We start from the raw sequence: 16,206 nt of genomic DNA, 5'->3' as shown, positions 1-16,206 counted from the left end.
ATTTCAGATTTCAGATTTCAGATTTCAGATTTCAGATTTCAGAAAAATTAAAAGCTAAGAGTGTCGATTACGAACTCTTAGCTTTACGCTTCACATGTTATTTTATTGGTGGATCACCACCTGATTACGCCCACCACCTTTGGCATCATAAAGCGCAACATCGGCGCGATTAATAAGTTCTGTTAGCTCTTCATCCTGTTGCAACTGTGCAACACCAGCACTGATTGAGAAGCTAATAAATTGACCTGCTGCCTCAACCTGCATATTTGAAAGTGAGAAACGCAATTCATCGAGCTTTTCAAATGCACTGTCTTGATCTTCATTGCTGAACATCACTGCAAATTCTTCACCACCTAAACGCGCCATCAATACATTGCCAAATTGCTCAGCCATTTTGTTTGATAAAAAGCTCAGCACTTCATCACCTGCTTGATGACCATAGGTATCATTAATCTGTTTAAAGTGATCAATATCTATCACCGCAACACTTAGTAGAGATTGCTCAGCGACTTTTTGTTCTGCCGCTTGATAGAAATAACGGCGGTTATATAACCCTGTTAAATAATCCTTATTGGCAGCATCTTTAATGGTTTCAATTAAGTTTAGTTGCTCCATTGTCATCATTACGCGGCAGTGAAACTCTTCTGGTGCAAAAGGTTTTGTTAAGAAATCATTTGCACCATGCTTAATAAACTTTGCAGATAAGCTTTGGCTGCCAGAGCCCGAGATTCCGATAATACCTAAACTGTCACGCCCACGCTTGGCTCGAATACTTTTAACCAGCTCAAAACCATCTTTCTTTGGCATTGCATAATCAGTAAGTAAAAGCTTTATAGTCTCATCAGTTAATAATTTTTGATACGCCTGCTCGCCGTCCTCAGCTTCCTCGACATGATAAAGCAAACGTTCAAGACTTTGGCGCATCATAGTTCGGCTAGTTTGCGAGTCATCAGCCACCAACACCTTAGTTCCTTGATTCCCAAGTAACTGAGCGAGTTGTTTTACCGCATAAGTATAAGAATCACGGTTTTCTTTTAATACATAGTCAACAACACCCATTTCAAGCATTTGCTGACGTTTAAATTCATCAATACTACCAGTGAGTACAAGTGTCGGAATACCACAACGTAAGGTTAGCGTTGCTACTTCACCATTACTGGCATCTGGTAGGTTTAAATCAACAAGAGCAAGGGTATATTTGTTATTTTTAATAAGTCCCGCAGACTCACGTAATGATGCGGCAAAATCTACCGGCACTGATAAATACTGCGATACCAAATGACGCAGCACTTGCTGCACCATTTTGCTGTCTTCAACGATTAAAATACGTTGCATAGTTACACTCCAACTAAGCTTAGCTGCCTTTTAATAGGCTTATTATTTTCACACCCTTATACCATAGAACCATTAAAAAAAGGGCAACAAACGTCACCCTTTTTATTAAAATCCATAAGATTATTCGTAACCACGTGGCCCTTTATGTTTAATTATAGCAATATAGCCATGCCAACTGGCGTAGCTAAGTAGCGGCATAATTACTATAAACCCAGTCGCACCTGTTACAAACCCAAGTGCAACCAATGCAACAATACAAAGTGCCCATACAATCATTGCCCCTATATTTTCTTTCACTGCATTAATGGATGACACCACGGCTGTCATTATATCGACTCGGCGCTCCATCATAATTTGTGGGGTAAATGCTGAAATTGCAAATACACTGCCAAGCATAATTGCACCTATAAATGATCCTAGGGTAAGAAAAGCTGACAATTCTTCTAATGTTGGATTTACACTATTTGGATAAAGCGCATGTACTAAGGCCGCTAAACGCATCCAAATAATCATCACCACCATAAGAAGAATAGCAAACCCCCATTCCCCTACAGGGTTGCGAAACATCGATTTTAAACTGTGACTCAAAGTGGGTTTATGTTGTTTTTCAAGCTCCCATGCAATGTCATATAAACCAACAGCAAAGGCAGGGCCAATCAAGGCAAATGCAACGGTTGCAGGTAAAATCACTAAGTGCGTGCCAGATTGATAAACAAAATACAAAATAGCAACGGGGATAATACTGAATATTACCCCGTAAAACAGGCTCAAAATGGGCGCACTTGCCATATCTTTAAAGCCAAGCGCAAGCCAATGCAGGGGGGCAAAAAGTCCAACTTTATTACATTCTAAACATCTGGCAAAAGTCGTATGCTTATCTGCTACTGGAGTTTGTGGCATAACTTTCTCCTTATTTGAATCAGTTAGCTGAGACAGAATTTATCGTTTTAATATACGTAACATGGTGCTTTATAAGTTCAACTTTATTTTCAATGTGTTCTCAACTGCAAAAACAACCATCAACTTCGCTTTATGTGAATAAACAACCTTACAGATAATTACTCACAGTTTTTAAGCACTATTTACCAGTATAGGGTAGTTTTAGTAATTCAACGAAAAAATGCTTATATTGGTCTCACTCTCTTTGACCAAATAAGTTGAAATTAAGTAGTCTGTTTATTAACTCAAAAAACTATTTTATAGGCAGTGCCAACATGAAAAGACTTTTCCAGTTATTTGTTTTTTCTGCACTTGTGATAAGCAGTCAATCACACGCGACAGAAAGAAAAATAACCATAGACGATAAGCAAACTTCCAACCATCAAGCCAAAATCTTAGGTAAAAAGATCAAATACAGCGCAACGGTTGGCACCCAGCCAGTATGGGATAAACAAGGCAACCCAATAGCTAGTTTACATTATACCTACTACCAAAAATCAGATATTGAAGACTACAGCAAACGCCCTTTACTGATTTCATTTAATGGCGGTCCGGGTTCTGCATCAGTATGGATGCACTTAGCCTACACAGGGCCAAAAATTCTAAATATTGATGATGAAGGTTACCCAGTCCAACCGTATGGTGTAAAAAGCAACCCTTATTCAGTACTTGATGTTGCCGATATTGTTTACGTAAACCCTGTTAACACAGGCTACTCTCGTATACTTGAAAACGACAAAGGTGAGCTGCCAAGCAAAGACAAACAAAAAGAGCTATTTTTTGGTGTTAATGCCGATATTAAATACCTTGCTGAATGGATCAATACCTTTGTAACGCGCAATAATCGCTGGTTATCACCAAAGTTTTTAATTGGTGAAAGCTACGGTACAACCCGTGTTTCAGGCCTTGCCCTTGAACTGCAAAACCGCCAATGGATGTATTTAAACGGTGTGATTTTAGTATCACCAACAGAAATCGGCATTAAACGTGAAGGCCCGGTTGAAGCTGCTAACCGCATTCCATATTTTGCCGCAACAGCTTGGTATCACAACAAGCTAGATGCCAAATATCAAAACATGCCGCTAACGACGTTTTTAGCAGAAGTTGAAGACTTCACTATCAACAAAGCCATTTCTGCTATTAGCAAAGGTGGCTTTATCGATGCAAACGAAAAGCAGCAAATTGCCGCAACAATTGCTAACTACACAGCATTAAGCGAAACCTTTGTATTACGAAACAATCTGGATATTCCAAATGATGCGTTTTGGAAAGAATTACTGCGTGAAGAAGGTTTTACGGTAGGTCGTTTAGATTCTCGTTATAAAGGCATTGATAAACGTGATGCAGGAAGCCGCCCTGATTACTGGGCTGAATTAACGTCTTGGCTACACTCATTCACCCCAGCAATTAACTATTATTTACAGCAAGAACTGGGCTACAAAACTGACCTTAAATACAACATGTTTGGCTCTGTTCACCCATGGGATCGCACAAATAATAAAACCGGTGAAAACCTGCGTTTAGCTATGGCGCAAAACCCTTATCTTAAAGTGATGGTGCAGTCTGGTTATTTTGACGGTGCAACGAACTACTTTGATGCCAAATACACCATGTGGCAGTTAGACCCAAGTGGCAAAATGCGTGAACGCTTAAGCTTTAAAGGCTACGAAAGCGGCCATATGATGTACCTTCGTCGCGCTGATTTAGAAACTTCCAACCAAGATGTACGTGAATTTATTTTAAACGCGCTGCCAACAGGTGCCGCTAAATACTAAAAGAATTCTCAACTCAACCACCAAAGCGGCATCTAATGCCGCTTTTTAACTTTGCAAAAAAGCTTTTAACAACTATATACTTAGCAAAACAATAAAATTTGCCTTGTATATGAGCTATCGCATTCAATTCGCACAATTAAATAACGGTGTATCAGCCGAGCAAGCGAAGTCTATTTTAACCACAAAACTTAAGCTTTCAGACGCGAAGGCAAGTCAGTTTCTTGCGGGCAAGCAAATATTCAGCCCCATAGCTCATGAAAAAGCGGTTAAACAGCAAAAAACGTTTGCGGCATTAGGTATTCAAGTAGACATTATCAGCACCAGCAAATCAAACGCACAAGAACGCACAAATGATGTAGATGAACGCATCTTAGCTGCGCTTGACTACATCACCACATCGATTATTCGCTTAGAAGAAAAAGTGGATGATTTAGCCCGTTTACAACAACTGCAAAATGGTGAAACGGATCTTGAGCTTGAAGCTGAAAATACGAACAGCTGGGGCGAGGATTTAGAATTTGATGAAACGCTCGAAACCACTAGCAAATCAAAAAATATCAATTGGTTATTCATTGTTTTGATTGTTATTCTGCTTTCTCTTTTAGGCGTAGTAATCGCATTCCCTGACTTACTCCCTTTTTAAATACTGATAAACACCATGGATCGTCAAAATATTCGCAAGTTAATGCGAGAACGTCGTACTGCGCTTTCAGAAAATGAACAACTGGAAGCCGCGAAAAAAATTAAAGTGAACATTTTTCAACACTTAAAAAACCCGAATATCAACCGTGTTGGCATTTATTTATCAAACGACAGTGAAATCGATACTTCCTTGATAATTGAGGAATTTTGGCAAAGAGACATTACTGTTTACCTTCCTGTACTTCACCCCTTTTGTAGCGGTTACCTACTCTTTCAAAGGTATGAGAAAAATTCACCCATGGCGCCAAATCGCTATGGTATCTTGGAACCCAAGTTAAATTGTAGTCAGGTTTGTCCGGTTGAAGACTTAGATGTGCTATGCACACCACTTGTTGCTTTCGACCTGCAAGGTAACCGCCTTGGAATGGGTGGCGGCTATTATGATCGCACCCTCGCAAAATATTACCGCGAGACGCTAAGCAAGCCAGAAATAATTGGTCTTGCCCATAATTGCCAACAAGTTGACCAGTTACCAATTGAAAGTTGGGATGTACCACTTAAAACCATAGTAACACCAAAAAAGTGTTATTTATGGTAAGCATGTAACAGCCAACTAGGTATAATAACAACTCTATTTCCGTTCAAAAATTAGGCCTTTATCTATGACTCAAGATGAAATGAAAAAAGCAGCTGCATGGGCTGCACTCGAATACGTTGAAAAAGACAGCATTGTTGGTGTTGGTACAGGTTCAACGGTAAACCACTTTATTGATGCACTGGCGACGATGAAAGATGATATCCGCGGTGCCGTTTCGAGTTCAGAAGCGTCAACTGAAAAGTTAAAAGCGCTTGGTATTGAAATTTTCGAACTCAACGACGTTGATAGCTTAAGTGTGTATGTTGATGGCGCAGATGAAATCAACACGCTTAACGAAATGATCAAAGGTGGTGGTGCAGCTCTTACACGTGAAAAAATCGTGGCAGCAGTAGCAAAACAGTTTGTATGTATTGTTGATGAGACAAAGCTTGTCGACGTACTTGGTAAGTTTCCGTTACCTGTTGAAGTGATCCCTATGGCTCGCAGCTATGTTGCTCGCGAATTAGTAGAGCTTGGCGGTGATCCTGTTTATCGCGAAGGGGTTGTAACGGATAACGGCAATGTCATTTTAGATGTGCACAATATGCATATCGACAATGCTAAACAGTTTGAAGAAAAAATAAATCAAATTGTTGGTGTAGTAACCAATGGTTTATTTGCCCACCGCGGCGCAAACACAGTGATTGTAGGCACTCCAGAGGGTCCTAAAACACTGAAGTAATTTTTAGGAAAGGTTATGAGCAAGGTATCGTTAGCAAAAGACAAAATTAAAATTTTACTGCTTGAAGGTGTGCACCAAAGTGCCGTTGAAACACTTAAGCGTAATGGTTACACCAACATTGATTATGTTAAAACCTCCTTGCCAGAGCCAGAACTAATTGAACGCTTACGCGATGCCCACTTTGTTGGTATTCGCTCGCGCACTCACCTAACAGAAGCAGTACTTGAGCAAGCAGACAAGCTGGTTGCAATCGGCTGCTTTTGTATTGGTACCAACCAAGTATCACTCGATGCTGCACAAAAATTTGGTATTCCAGTTTTTAATGCACCATTTTCAAACACACGTTCAGTAGCTGAGCTAGTTCTAGGTGAAATCCTATTGCTATTACGCGGTATTCCTGAGAAAAACGCAAAAGCGCACCGTGGCGAGTGGGATAAATCAGCCGCTGGTTCATTTGAAGCGCGTGGCAAAACCTTAGGTATTATTGGTTACGGCCATATCGGTACACAGCTTAGCATCATGGCTGAAAACATCGGCATGAAAGTACAATTCTTTGATATTGAAGATAAGCTTGTACTTGGTAACGCAACACAAGTGGCAAACCTAACCCAGTTATTACAAACTTCAGACGTTGTGAGCTTACATGTACCTGAAACTGCGCAAACTAAAAACCTAATTGGTGCAGCTGAACTTGAAATTATGAAGCAAGGTGCCATTTTAATAAACGCATCACGCGGTACCGTTGTCGATATCGACGCGCTTGCCAGCAGCCTTCAAGAAAAGCGACTTTCTGGCGCTGCAATCGATGTATTCCCGGTTGAGCCAAAAGGTAATAACGAAGAATTTGTGTCACCGCTTCGTGAATTCGATAATGTAATTTTAACGCCTCACATTGGTGGCTCAACCCAAGAAGCACAAGAGAACATTGGTGTAGAAGTAGCTGGAAAACTCGCTAAGTATTCAGATAACGGGTCAACTGTTTCAGCGGTTAACTTCCCTGAAGTATCATTACCTGAGCTTGCAAAGCGCAGTCGTTTACTGCACATCCACCACAACCGCCCTGGTGTGTTAACGCAAATTAACCAAGCGTTTACCCAGCACGGTATTAACATTGCGGCGCAGTATCTACAAACCAATGAAAATATTGGTTATGTAGTAATTGATGTTGAGACAGATCACTCTGAAATAGCACTTAAAGAATTACGCGCCATTGACGGCACTATTCGCGCCCGTATTCTTCACTAATTGCAGTATCAAAACAGCACAAAAAAAGCAGCATTACGCTGCTTTTTTTGTGCCTAAATGAATTTATACCAATTTTATTAATCATTTGATCATTCTAGCGAGTTAAATGACCAGCTAATTAATGCAATTGGTATTAGAATAGCGCTTCCAGTGCTTGTGATAGTGAACTTACGCCAATTACTTCCATACCTTCAATTTGCTCTTTTGGTTTATTGGCTATTGGTACAATTGCACGTTTAAAACCATGCTTAGCCGCTTCTTTTAAACGTTCTACGCCGCTTGGCACAGGGCGAATTTCACCGCCTAAACCCACTTCACCGAAAACCACAAGCTCACGAGCCAATGAGGCATTTTTAAAACTTGATACAAGTGCAGTGATCAAGGCTAAATCAGCACTGGTTTCAGTGACCTTTACACCACCCACCACATTAACAAAGACATCTTGATCAGATACTTGCAGGCCACCATGACGGTGTAGCACAGCTAACAACATGGCGAGGCGGTTTTGTTCCAGACCAACCGTAACACGCCTTGGGTTACCGAGCTGTGAATAATCCACCAGCGCTTGCACCTCAACTAATAATGGCCGCGTGCCTTCCCAAATAACCATTACTAGTGAACCTGGGGTTTGTTCATCTGAGCGATTTAAGAAAATAGCCGATGGGTTGCTCACTTCTTTTAAGCCCTGCCCCGTCATGGCAAATACACCCAGCTCGTTCACCGCACCAAAGCGGTTTTTATTACCACGCAGCGTTCTAAAGCGACTATCACTACTGCCTTCAAGTAAAATAGAGCAATCGATACAGTGCTCTAACACTTTAGGACCTGCAAGAGTGCCATCTTTAGTCACGTGGCCGACCATAATAATCGCCACTTGGTTTTGCTTAGCAAAACGGGTTAAGTAAGCCGCACCTTCTCGCACTTGAGATACACTACCCGGTGCCGATTGAATATCGGCCATATGCATGACTTGGATAGAGTCAATAACCATAATTTGTGGTTTTTCTCTAAGCGCTAATTGGCAAATCGTTTCGACGTTAGTTTCGGCAAGCGTCTTAAGTTTATCAGTTGGTAAGCCAAGGCGTTTTGCACGCATAGCAACTTGCTGTAGCGATTCTTCACCGGTGACATACAAGGTATTCATGGTTTGCGCGAGTAAACACATGGTTTGCAATAATAACGTACTTTTACCCGCCCCTGGTGAGCCGCCAATCAATATTGCACTGCCAGGTACCACACCACCACCAAGTACACGGTCAAATTCGGTAAAGCCAGTAGTAAAACGCGGTAACTGTTCTAAGTTCACTTCATCCAGTGTTTGTACTTTTGCTTCAATGGCACCGGCATAACCTGATGTAGCACCTGCTCGTGGCGTTTGCTTTATCGAAGGTACACGAAATTCAGTCACTGTATTCCACGATTTACACTCACCACATTGCCCTTGCCAACGTGCGAATTCTGCGCCACACTCACTGCACACAAACGCTGTTTTATTTTTACCCATAAAAACCGACTCTTATAAGTTTGAACGCAATTGCTGCCAACCACGTATAGATCAACATAAGTTGCTTGGATACTGGTATAGTAATTGCTTTACTTATTTAATGATGCTTAATCGCATTCTGCGACAAGCTAAAACAAAAATTGTCTGGTATCTTAACCTATTCACGCAGGCAGAATAATAAAAAAATAAGGAACGCTTCTTTTTTATGGCTGAAGATGTATTGATAAAGTATCAATCGCTTATCGAAGAACTAAAGCGGGATTTAGGCCGCCCAAATTTCGATGCGGTTTTTGCTAAAAAGACCAAAACATTAAGCAGTTCAGACAGATTCCTCATTAAAATGGAGATGAATCGTCTTCTCCAGCCTATCAATCGCTTTATTGATTTACGTGGTCAAGTTACCGGTGAAGTACGCTCTTATACCTATAACGGTAAACAGCACTTTATGGATGAAACCGCTATCAATGTATTTGAGGCAGGCATTCGCCGCTATAAGCGATATACCCTTGCCGTTTACGAAGCGGTTATGAATACCGAAAATAATCACAAAGTGATGCAGCGTAAAGCGCAAGAACGTGGTGAGCTAGCACCTCAACCAACCACAGCCAAAACAAAAGAAGAAAAGCCAAGCATCAACTGGGTGTCGTTTGCTTCCTATGAATCGCGCTCTGAAGAGCGCATGAATTACTCGATAAAAGTTAAACTCTATTTAAGTTCTGGCAGCGAAATAGAAGCATCGACGTCAGATATTTCTGTCAGCGGCTGTAAAGTAAAACTACACTCGCGTTACCAGCTTGCTAAAGGCGAAACACTCAGAATGCGCCTAGTAGGTTTAGAGCAAGATTTTGAGCTTGGCATTAAAAACGGTCTTGAGTACGAAGTTGTCGCTGTGGAAAAAATCAATGCAGATCATAATTATGTGCGTATGAAGCGTACTTTCAATAACGAAAGTAAAACCATTGATGATTTTCTGAAGAGCTTTATTCATGGCAACAAACGCCGCTACAAAGTTAACCTCGATAACACTCTTGATGCTGTAATTGTTAAAGGTTACGAGCAGTATTACCTGCCGCGCGTTTCGTCATTATTTTTATTTTTAAGCGTTAAAGATGCGCGCGTTAGCCCCTCTTTAGTTCTGACAAATGAAAACAACCTTAATGTGGCGCGCTTTTTTAACGACGAAAACCGAAATTCGGTGCTACCGCAAGTACTTAATCCTGCGCGTATTAATCAGCTAATTAAATCACCGGGCGATGTAAAGCAACTCAACTTATTTTGTTTTACCCACACCAATAGTGGAAAACTATTTTTTTATTCCGCTAGTGAGCAAGAGCTCAATAACACCCCTAATTTACGCAATTTATTTTGGGGTTTTGCCAGCCAAAAACCTAGTTTTCGTATTTTTAATGTGCAGTTAATGCCGTGCTCAAGTGAAGATAGTTATATACCGCTCTCATTACCCGATAGTGCAAGCAGCGAAATAGCTAAGCTTAACAAACCGCCCTCACCACGAGTGCAAGGTATTGTTAAAGATGCAAAATATTTAGCACTAATCACAGATATTACGAGTACGTCTTCAACTGAACAATTTAAACAAATTACGTTTGATAAAAGCCATGTAAATCATTTAAAACAGTATGGCCATCAAAAACTGCGTAGCTATCCAAGCCTTGAGTTTGTTGCCCTTGATTACATTAACTTACGCAACGAAACCCGATATTTGTATAAAACGCCTATTCAACTAGAGCAAGAAGAAAAAGGTAACTTGACGGGGCATACCCTTGATTTTTCAATCAATGGCTTGCAACTTGAGCTTGCCTCTCCAACCAATTATGAAAAAGGGGATTTGCTGCTGGTAGCATTCCCTGAATTGCAAAAGCTCACCAAGAAGTTCCAGCTAAACAAGTTGCCCTATGAAGTGATGGCGGTTAGTAAAACAAAAACCATCGTTAATTTACGCAGCTATAAACCATCATCAGATACAGAACACCAAGGGGTTCGCTTTTTTAATCAGCTCATTGCCAATAATAAATCTAAGCTGGTTGCATCAGAAGAATCACCAAAAACACCAGGGCTTTCGACTGCCCTACGTAATATGGTGACTAAAAATGTTTGTCAGTTCCCATTTTACCTGCACAAGCGGGGCTCACAAATCAAAGTGGGCGCAATTGCTAAAGGGGTTTATCCAAACACCTGTCATTTACTGCTAAGCCATATCGCAGGGCTAAATAAGCAATTTGAGTTTAAACAGCTGATCAAACACGATGATTTTGAAAATATGATTGCATTGCCATTAAAAGAAATGGCACGTCATGATGCGCCACTACAATTTGACTTGTACGTGCGTTTACAACCAAAAGAGCGCGATGCTGATAAAGCATTTATCACTGAGTTACTTGATTTCAAAGCACTAAACGACCGTAGTAACTTTGTTAAAGCGAGCGTGGCAGAAGAGCTATTTTTTGCTTTCCGTTTATATATTTCGCGTACCGGCCGCCCCGACACTGATTATATCGCCAAAGAGCTTAGCTATATCAGCCAATATGCACAGCATAAAGCTAAAGATCTAGAGGAAGAACTTTGGTCAGTTATTGGTGTTGGTGACGCAGTGGATATCACCCAGGAAGTATTAACCCGTTATGGCGTTTCTGCTGATGTGCAAGAAAGCCTTAATAAACGCAAGGCGCTTTGGTCAAAAACCGCGCAGTACCAGTTAAGCAATTTGTTTGAGTAGGTTTATCTAATTAGATTTAAAGCGCTGCGATTGTATTCAGCCTGAATTAGTAACCCTAATTCAGGCTGAAGCCCCTGACCTATTCAGGCAAAGAAATAAAATACAGCACTTGTAGAAGGCTGCCAAAATTAACTGCCACATCAGCTGTTTCAGCAACGAGCGGCTTGCCATGAACAGCCACACCAAGGCCACTTGCCGCCATCATCACTAAATCATTTGCACCATCGCCCATCGCAATCGTTTGTGAAATAGGCAAATTTAGCTCATTTGCATAGTGAGTTAAAAAACGCGCTTTTTCATCAGCGTCGACAATCGTACCTAGCACTTTACCTGTAAGCTCTGCACCGTTGTCTTCTAAGGTATTCGCGTGAATTGCATCTAGCTGCAGAAGTGTTTGTACGCGCTCAGCAAATGGCACAAAACCACCTGATGCAATGGCAAGTTTCCAGCCTTTTTCCTTTAGGTGCTGACACAGCGCCTTAACCCCAGGCATTAATGGCAAGTTATCTTTAAGCTCCGCCATTAACTCAAGCGATACACCTTCAAGCTTGGCAACACGCTTTCGCAAACTTTCAGAAAACGGTAATGCCCCTTGCATTGCTTGGCGTGTCACACTGGCCACTTCCTCATAGACGTTCGCTAAACGGGCTATTTCATCAATACACTCAATTTGAATGGCAGTTGAGTCCATATCCATCACAAGCAAGCCTGGTTGGTTTATAGAAGGCACATTTGCAAATATATTAACTTCCACCACTTCACTTGGCGCTAAAAACGCTTTAAGCACCTCTTTTGTGTTTTGTAGCGATGCCTGAACATGTAACGCAAGTGCATTTGGCAACTCTGGATGAGGCGCAACTTTTGCGATTTTAGCAACCGATAAACTCGCAAGAGCCACTAATAATTCATCGCTTATAGCAAGGTTTGACTGGGTTGTTGAAAGTAACACGTAACAAGTCGCGTTTTCTTGATTATTAAATTCAGCAACTTGATGCCATTGATTGGTGTGAATATGCGAGAAAAATTGCTCAAATTCCGCCATACTTTCAAACATAAGAGACTCTCTTACAGCTAGACTTTGGTGTTGTTGCAATTTAACCAAGAAAACAGCACACTGTCCAAAAGGCATTGAGCAATATGAAAAAAAACCAAGACCGCAATCCGGCTTTCGCCTCCACATATCAGAGAATATCGCGCTTAATGATAGCTGCGATATGCCTTATTGCGCTCACCCATATTGGTTTTAATACTAGCTTTAAAGGCCACCAAATCCTCGATAAACAAAGCAAAACCACTGCGCAAGGGCTTGCTCAGCAACTTGCTTTAGGTGCACGGTTTGCAATCCAAGAAGAAGACAACAAATCACTCAATCGCTTAGTAAATAATTTTGCGCAAGATGAATTTATTCAAACTGCTGCGGTGTTTGATAAGTTCGGTAATTTGCTTGCTCAAAGTAACTTTGCGGCTTCTTATCAGGATTTATTAAAAACCCCCAATGCGTTGCCTGGGTTATCTAAATTAGCAACCCCTGTGATAAGTGACGTATTCGTGAAAGGCAAACGTATTGGCTTTGTTAGACTCACTTACACTTTTCCAGCTGCAATTCGCGAAGGTCATGATTACCTTCACGAAGTAAGTAAGCAAATTGCCCTTATGTTGATTTTAAGTGTGGTTCTTACTTGGGTATTAGCGCGTAAGATCAAACGCTGGCAAGTTAAACGCTATATTCGCAATACTGAGCAAGACGAAGAGTAAAGCTGTTCGGCAAGCATTATTCGGGCGCTTTGCGTCTCGATACCTTTTAATTCGCACAGCTCATCAAATACCCGCGTTATCTGCGACGGTGTATTGCGCTGCCCTTGAAAACCATAAAGCGGCATTGAAGGTGCGTCGGTTTCTAGCACTAAGTGCTCAACCGGCATACTGGCAATCACATCACGTGTTTTTTGCGCACGCGCATACGTAATTGTGCCGCCAACGCCTAACTTAAAACCTTGTTCAACATAGTAATTAGCCACCTGCAAAGAACCACTAAATGCGTGAATAATACCGCCACATTTAGGTTTTAGTGTTTTAAATGCTTCAGCAATTAAATCATGACTTTTTCGGTGATGCACCACCAGCGGCAGTGACAACTGATTTGCAAGTTCAATATGCTGTAAAAAAAGCTGCTGTTGGTCATCGAGCTTGTCGATACTGCGGTCGATACCGCACTCACCTATTGCCACCAATGACTCGCGATGACTTTTGGCAAGCGTTGCAAGGCGGTCGAAATCGCCCTGTTGATGCTCATTTAAAAAATACGGGTGTAACCCAAGAGCTTTGTAAAACGTAATGCCTTGGGTGTTTGCTAAATAAAGTATCTTAGCGCTTTGTGCAAGCGTTACGCCCGGTACCAGCATCTGAGACACATTAAAGTGTGCCGCATCTGCTAACACCTTGTCACGGTCATTTTCAAACTCATCAAAGTCGATATGACAGTGCGTGTCAAAAAACGCCATATTATGGATTTAAGCGCTGCTTAGTCCACACGCCATCTTCAAGTTTATACATAAAGCGGTCGTGCAAACGGTTTGCACCGCCTTGCCAAAACTCAATTTGATGCGGCTCAATGCAGTAGCCACCCCAAAATGATGGCAATGGTACTTCGCCTTCACTAAACTTATTTTTAATTTGCTGGAATTTTTCCATCAGCACTTTACGCGATGACACCGGGCGACTTTGCGCCGATGCCCACGCCGCAAGCTGGCTCTCTTTAGGACGCGATAAAAAGTACTTAGTTACCGCTAAATTAGATAATGGCTTTGCCGTACCATAAACAATCACCTGACGCTCCAAGCTGTGCCATGGGAAATGCAAACTCACCTTGTTATTGCCCGCAATTTCCTGCGCCTTGCGCGACTCAGTATTGGTAAAAAAGACAAAACCATTTGGATTCACATCTTTTAACAACACAATACGCTGCGACGGCTGACCATTGCTATCTACCGTTGCCACAACCATGGCTGTTGGGTCATCTAACTTAGCGTCTACCGCTAACTGCAACCACGATTCAAACTGCTCAATTGGGTTGTCTAACAGCTTATCTTCAGACAAACCATCCTTTAAATACTCACGGCGAATATCATCAATTTTCATCATCTTTTCCAAAAGATATTGTATAAGCTTATGGTAAACAGATACGTGTGAAATACCAATAAAGATTGGTTATATAGTTGATTTAAAATAAAGGGTTGGGGTTAGATTGTATTTTCTGGTTTGATTTAATGGATGAGGGAGTGTTCCTAAACATCATCTGTTATAGGCTGTTATGTACCAATTTCAGCCTTTGGTAACACACCAATAAAGAGTGATAGTAGCTTGCTAAAATGTGCAGCGTAGCGACACCGAGCAAGCTATTAGCAGACCCTTAACTTATATGTTTATTTTCGTTGATAAGTACCGCAGTTCTTTGACGATAATTTTCTTCAAACGATACAATTGCAGCCATTAATCCTGACATTAACAGAACAACTATAGCCATTGGTATAAATACTATGGCGCTTAACAAACTAGTTACTCCTGAAGGAATAGTAATTAGAGTCGCTAGTATTGCTACAATAAAGAAAACAATACCTATAACCGCAGTAAATCTAGCTATTAAAAGTAGTAATGGTAAATTTTGAGATTGTAAATTTTTATATGGTTTCATAAATATCCTTATCGTACTTCAGAAACATAACACCTTATTAGTCCACATTTCGATTTAAGGAAGTCATCCACAACCTGAAACCTCATATTGGTAAACCAGCAAGTCTTTACTGACATTGGGTTTGTATAAGGTGTTATGAAGCACTGCAGTTATATTGTGACTGTTTAAGGCAAATAGCTTCCGCCTCTTCAACTGAGTTACCACCTAAGCAATAATCAAGGCGAATTATTTTTTCCTCAGCTTTGGCTTCACCACCTTGCGTCTGCACCCAGTCCCACTTTCTGATAATTTTCTTACTTGGCCTGAAAATTACTTTTTCGGGAACACTTTGGATCAGTTCAACAGAGTCTGTTTTACCTTTTTCATTAACCACCACCTTAAAAATCCCACAGCCCGCAATCCCCTTTTTAGCTAGCTTTACCGGGTACAAGGGACTTACTTGTTTTTTCCTAACCCAGTGCGTATTTTCTTTTGTAGGCTTTAAGTGTGTCAATTTAACATCACCATAGACAATAGTTTTCGCATCAATCGTAAAACATTGTGCAGCTAACATGATGAGCAAAAGAGATTTTTTCATACTTATTCCTTGGTTATTTAACTTCCTTTGAATAAATATAAACTACCCATTTTAATCAAGTTTTTCAATTAATTAAGGGAGCTTCATTTCATTTGAAAACTAATACCAACAAATAGGCGTAAAATCGAAAAAAACCTTGCTTTCAAATATAAAATAAATTTCTTAAGAGCTGAGCTTACTTTGGTATGTAATTCGGAAATTATTGAAGAAGAAAATTGATACTATTTGCAAACTAGTTTGCATTTAGACAAGGAAGGTTTTTAATCTAGCCCCATGAGCATAGCCTGCTATGTGATTGGGGTAGATTAAAAACCTGACGCAGTATTAATGCGAAATAGGAAGCAAAGTCCTACAAATAGGCGAGAAATTGACAAGGCACATAAAGCTTTTTAGCCGCTGAGCATACTTTAGTATGTGATTCGGTAAAAAGCTTTATGTAACGCTT

General features: G+C 40.8%; 15 protein-coding genes. 7 read left to right on the top strand and 8 right to left on the bottom strand.

Translation table 11 applies throughout. The features are described from left to right. Nucleotides 1-102: 102 nt before the first annotated feature. Together ON073_RS12885 and ON073_RS12880 are read right to left on the bottom strand one after the other, a co-directional pair. Nucleotides 103-1,335: a GGDEF domain-containing response regulator gene (locus ON073_RS12885; protein ID WP_274762287.1), complete on the bottom strand. Its 1,233-nt coding sequence runs from the start codon at nucleotides 1,333-1,335 to the stop codon at nucleotides 103-105. A 120-nt stretch (nucleotides 1,336-1,455) separates the two neighbouring features. Beyond that, nucleotides 1,456-2,235, bottom strand: a complete 780-nt coding sequence (locus ON073_RS12880) for a DUF2189 domain-containing protein (protein ID WP_274762286.1) — start codon at nucleotides 2,233-2,235, stop codon at nucleotides 1,456-1,458. Nucleotides 2,236-2,549: 314 nt separating this feature from the next. Here ON073_RS12880 and ON073_RS12875 point away from each other — a divergent pair, with 314 nt between their 5' ends. The 5 genes from ON073_RS12875 (at nucleotide 2,550) to serA (ending at nucleotide 7,255) form a co-directional block, all read left to right on the top strand. Then, on the top strand, nucleotides 2,550-4,049 hold the full coding sequence (locus ON073_RS12875) for a S10 family peptidase (protein WP_274762285.1): 1,500 nt from the start codon (nucleotides 2,550-2,552) through the stop codon (nucleotides 4,047-4,049). A gap of 109 nt (nucleotides 4,050-4,158) precedes the next feature. Continuing rightward, on the top strand, nucleotides 4,159-4,692 hold the full coding sequence (locus ON073_RS12870; protein ID WP_274762284.1) for a hypothetical protein: 534 nt from the start codon (nucleotides 4,159-4,161) through the stop codon (nucleotides 4,690-4,692). A 15-nt stretch (nucleotides 4,693-4,707) separates the two neighbouring features. After that, the gene (locus ON073_RS12865; protein WP_274762283.1) at nucleotides 4,708-5,289 is read left to right on the top strand and encodes a 5-formyltetrahydrofolate cyclo-ligase; all 582 of its coding nucleotides are present in this window, start codon (nucleotides 4,708-4,710) and stop codon (nucleotides 5,287-5,289) included. A 64-nt stretch (nucleotides 5,290-5,353) separates the two neighbouring features. After that, a complete protein-coding gene (rpiA, locus tag ON073_RS12860) occupies nucleotides 5,354-6,010 on the top strand; it encodes a ribose-5-phosphate isomerase RpiA (RefSeq protein WP_274762282.1) in 657 nt (218 codons plus the stop codon). Between the two features lie 15 nt (nucleotides 6,011-6,025). After that, nucleotides 6,026-7,255, top strand: a complete 1,230-nt coding sequence (gene serA, locus ON073_RS12855; protein ID WP_274762281.1) for a phosphoglycerate dehydrogenase — start codon at nucleotides 6,026-6,028, stop codon at nucleotides 7,253-7,255. Nucleotides 7,256-7,388: 133 nt separating this feature from the next. On the opposite strand, the gene radA is transcribed toward serA, so the two are convergent. Beyond that, the gene (radA, locus tag ON073_RS12850) at nucleotides 7,389-8,759 is read right to left on the bottom strand and encodes a DNA repair protein RadA (protein WP_274762280.1); all 1,371 of its coding nucleotides are present in this window, start codon (nucleotides 8,757-8,759) and stop codon (nucleotides 7,389-7,391) included. Between the two features lie 205 nt (nucleotides 8,760-8,964). Between radA and ON073_RS12845 the strand changes: the two genes are divergently transcribed. Beyond that, a complete protein-coding gene (locus ON073_RS12845; RefSeq protein ID WP_274762278.1) occupies nucleotides 8,965-11,493 on the top strand; it encodes a PilZ domain-containing protein in 2,529 nt (842 codons plus the stop codon). Between the two features lie 79 nt (nucleotides 11,494-11,572). Here the strand turns inward: ON073_RS12845 and serB are convergent, their stop codons facing one another. Further along, nucleotides 11,573-12,547 carry a phosphoserine phosphatase SerB gene (gene serB / locus ON073_RS12840; RefSeq protein ID WP_274762277.1) on the bottom strand — a complete coding sequence of 325 codons (975 nt, stop codon included), beginning with the start codon at nucleotides 12,545-12,547 and terminating at the stop codon, nucleotides 11,573-11,575. An 83-nt stretch (nucleotides 12,548-12,630) separates the two neighbouring features. Here serB and ON073_RS12835 point away from each other — a divergent pair, with 83 nt between their 5' ends. Continuing rightward, entirely contained in the window at nucleotides 12,631-13,248 is a 618-nt protein-coding gene (locus ON073_RS12835; protein WP_274762276.1) for an AhpA/YtjB family protein, read from the top strand. Here the strand turns inward: ON073_RS12835 and ON073_RS12830 are convergent. The 4 genes from ON073_RS12830 to ON073_RS12815 form a co-directional block, all read right to left on the bottom strand. Continuing rightward, the gene (locus tag ON073_RS12830) at nucleotides 13,215-13,994 is read right to left on the bottom strand and encodes a TatD family hydrolase (RefSeq protein WP_274762275.1); all 780 of its coding nucleotides are present in this window, start codon (nucleotides 13,992-13,994) and stop codon (nucleotides 13,215-13,217) included. The genes ON073_RS12835 and ON073_RS12830 overlap by 34 nt on opposite strands. 1 nt (nucleotide 13,995) lies before the next feature. Then, nucleotides 13,996-14,631 carry a pyridoxamine 5'-phosphate oxidase gene (pdxH, locus tag ON073_RS12825; RefSeq protein ID WP_274762288.1) on the bottom strand — a complete coding sequence of 212 codons (636 nt, stop codon included), beginning with the start codon at nucleotides 14,629-14,631 and terminating at the stop codon, nucleotides 13,996-13,998. A 271-nt stretch (nucleotides 14,632-14,902) separates the two neighbouring features. Further along, complete coding sequence (locus ON073_RS12820; RefSeq protein ID WP_274762274.1) at nucleotides 14,903-15,184, bottom strand: hypothetical protein; 282 nt, start codon at nucleotides 15,182-15,184, stop codon at nucleotides 14,903-14,905. Between the two features lie 133 nt (nucleotides 15,185-15,317). Further along, a complete protein-coding gene (locus tag ON073_RS12815; RefSeq protein WP_274762273.1) occupies nucleotides 15,318-15,761 on the bottom strand; it encodes an energy transducer TonB in 444 nt (147 codons plus the stop codon). Nucleotides 15,762-16,206: the final 445 nt, after the last annotated feature.

Source organism: Pseudoalteromonas sp. G4, assembly GCF_028875915.1.
Taxonomy (GTDB): Bacteria; Pseudomonadota; Gammaproteobacteria; order Enterobacterales; family Alteromonadaceae; genus Pseudoalteromonas.
This window is presented reverse-complemented; position numbering and strand designations above follow the sequence as displayed.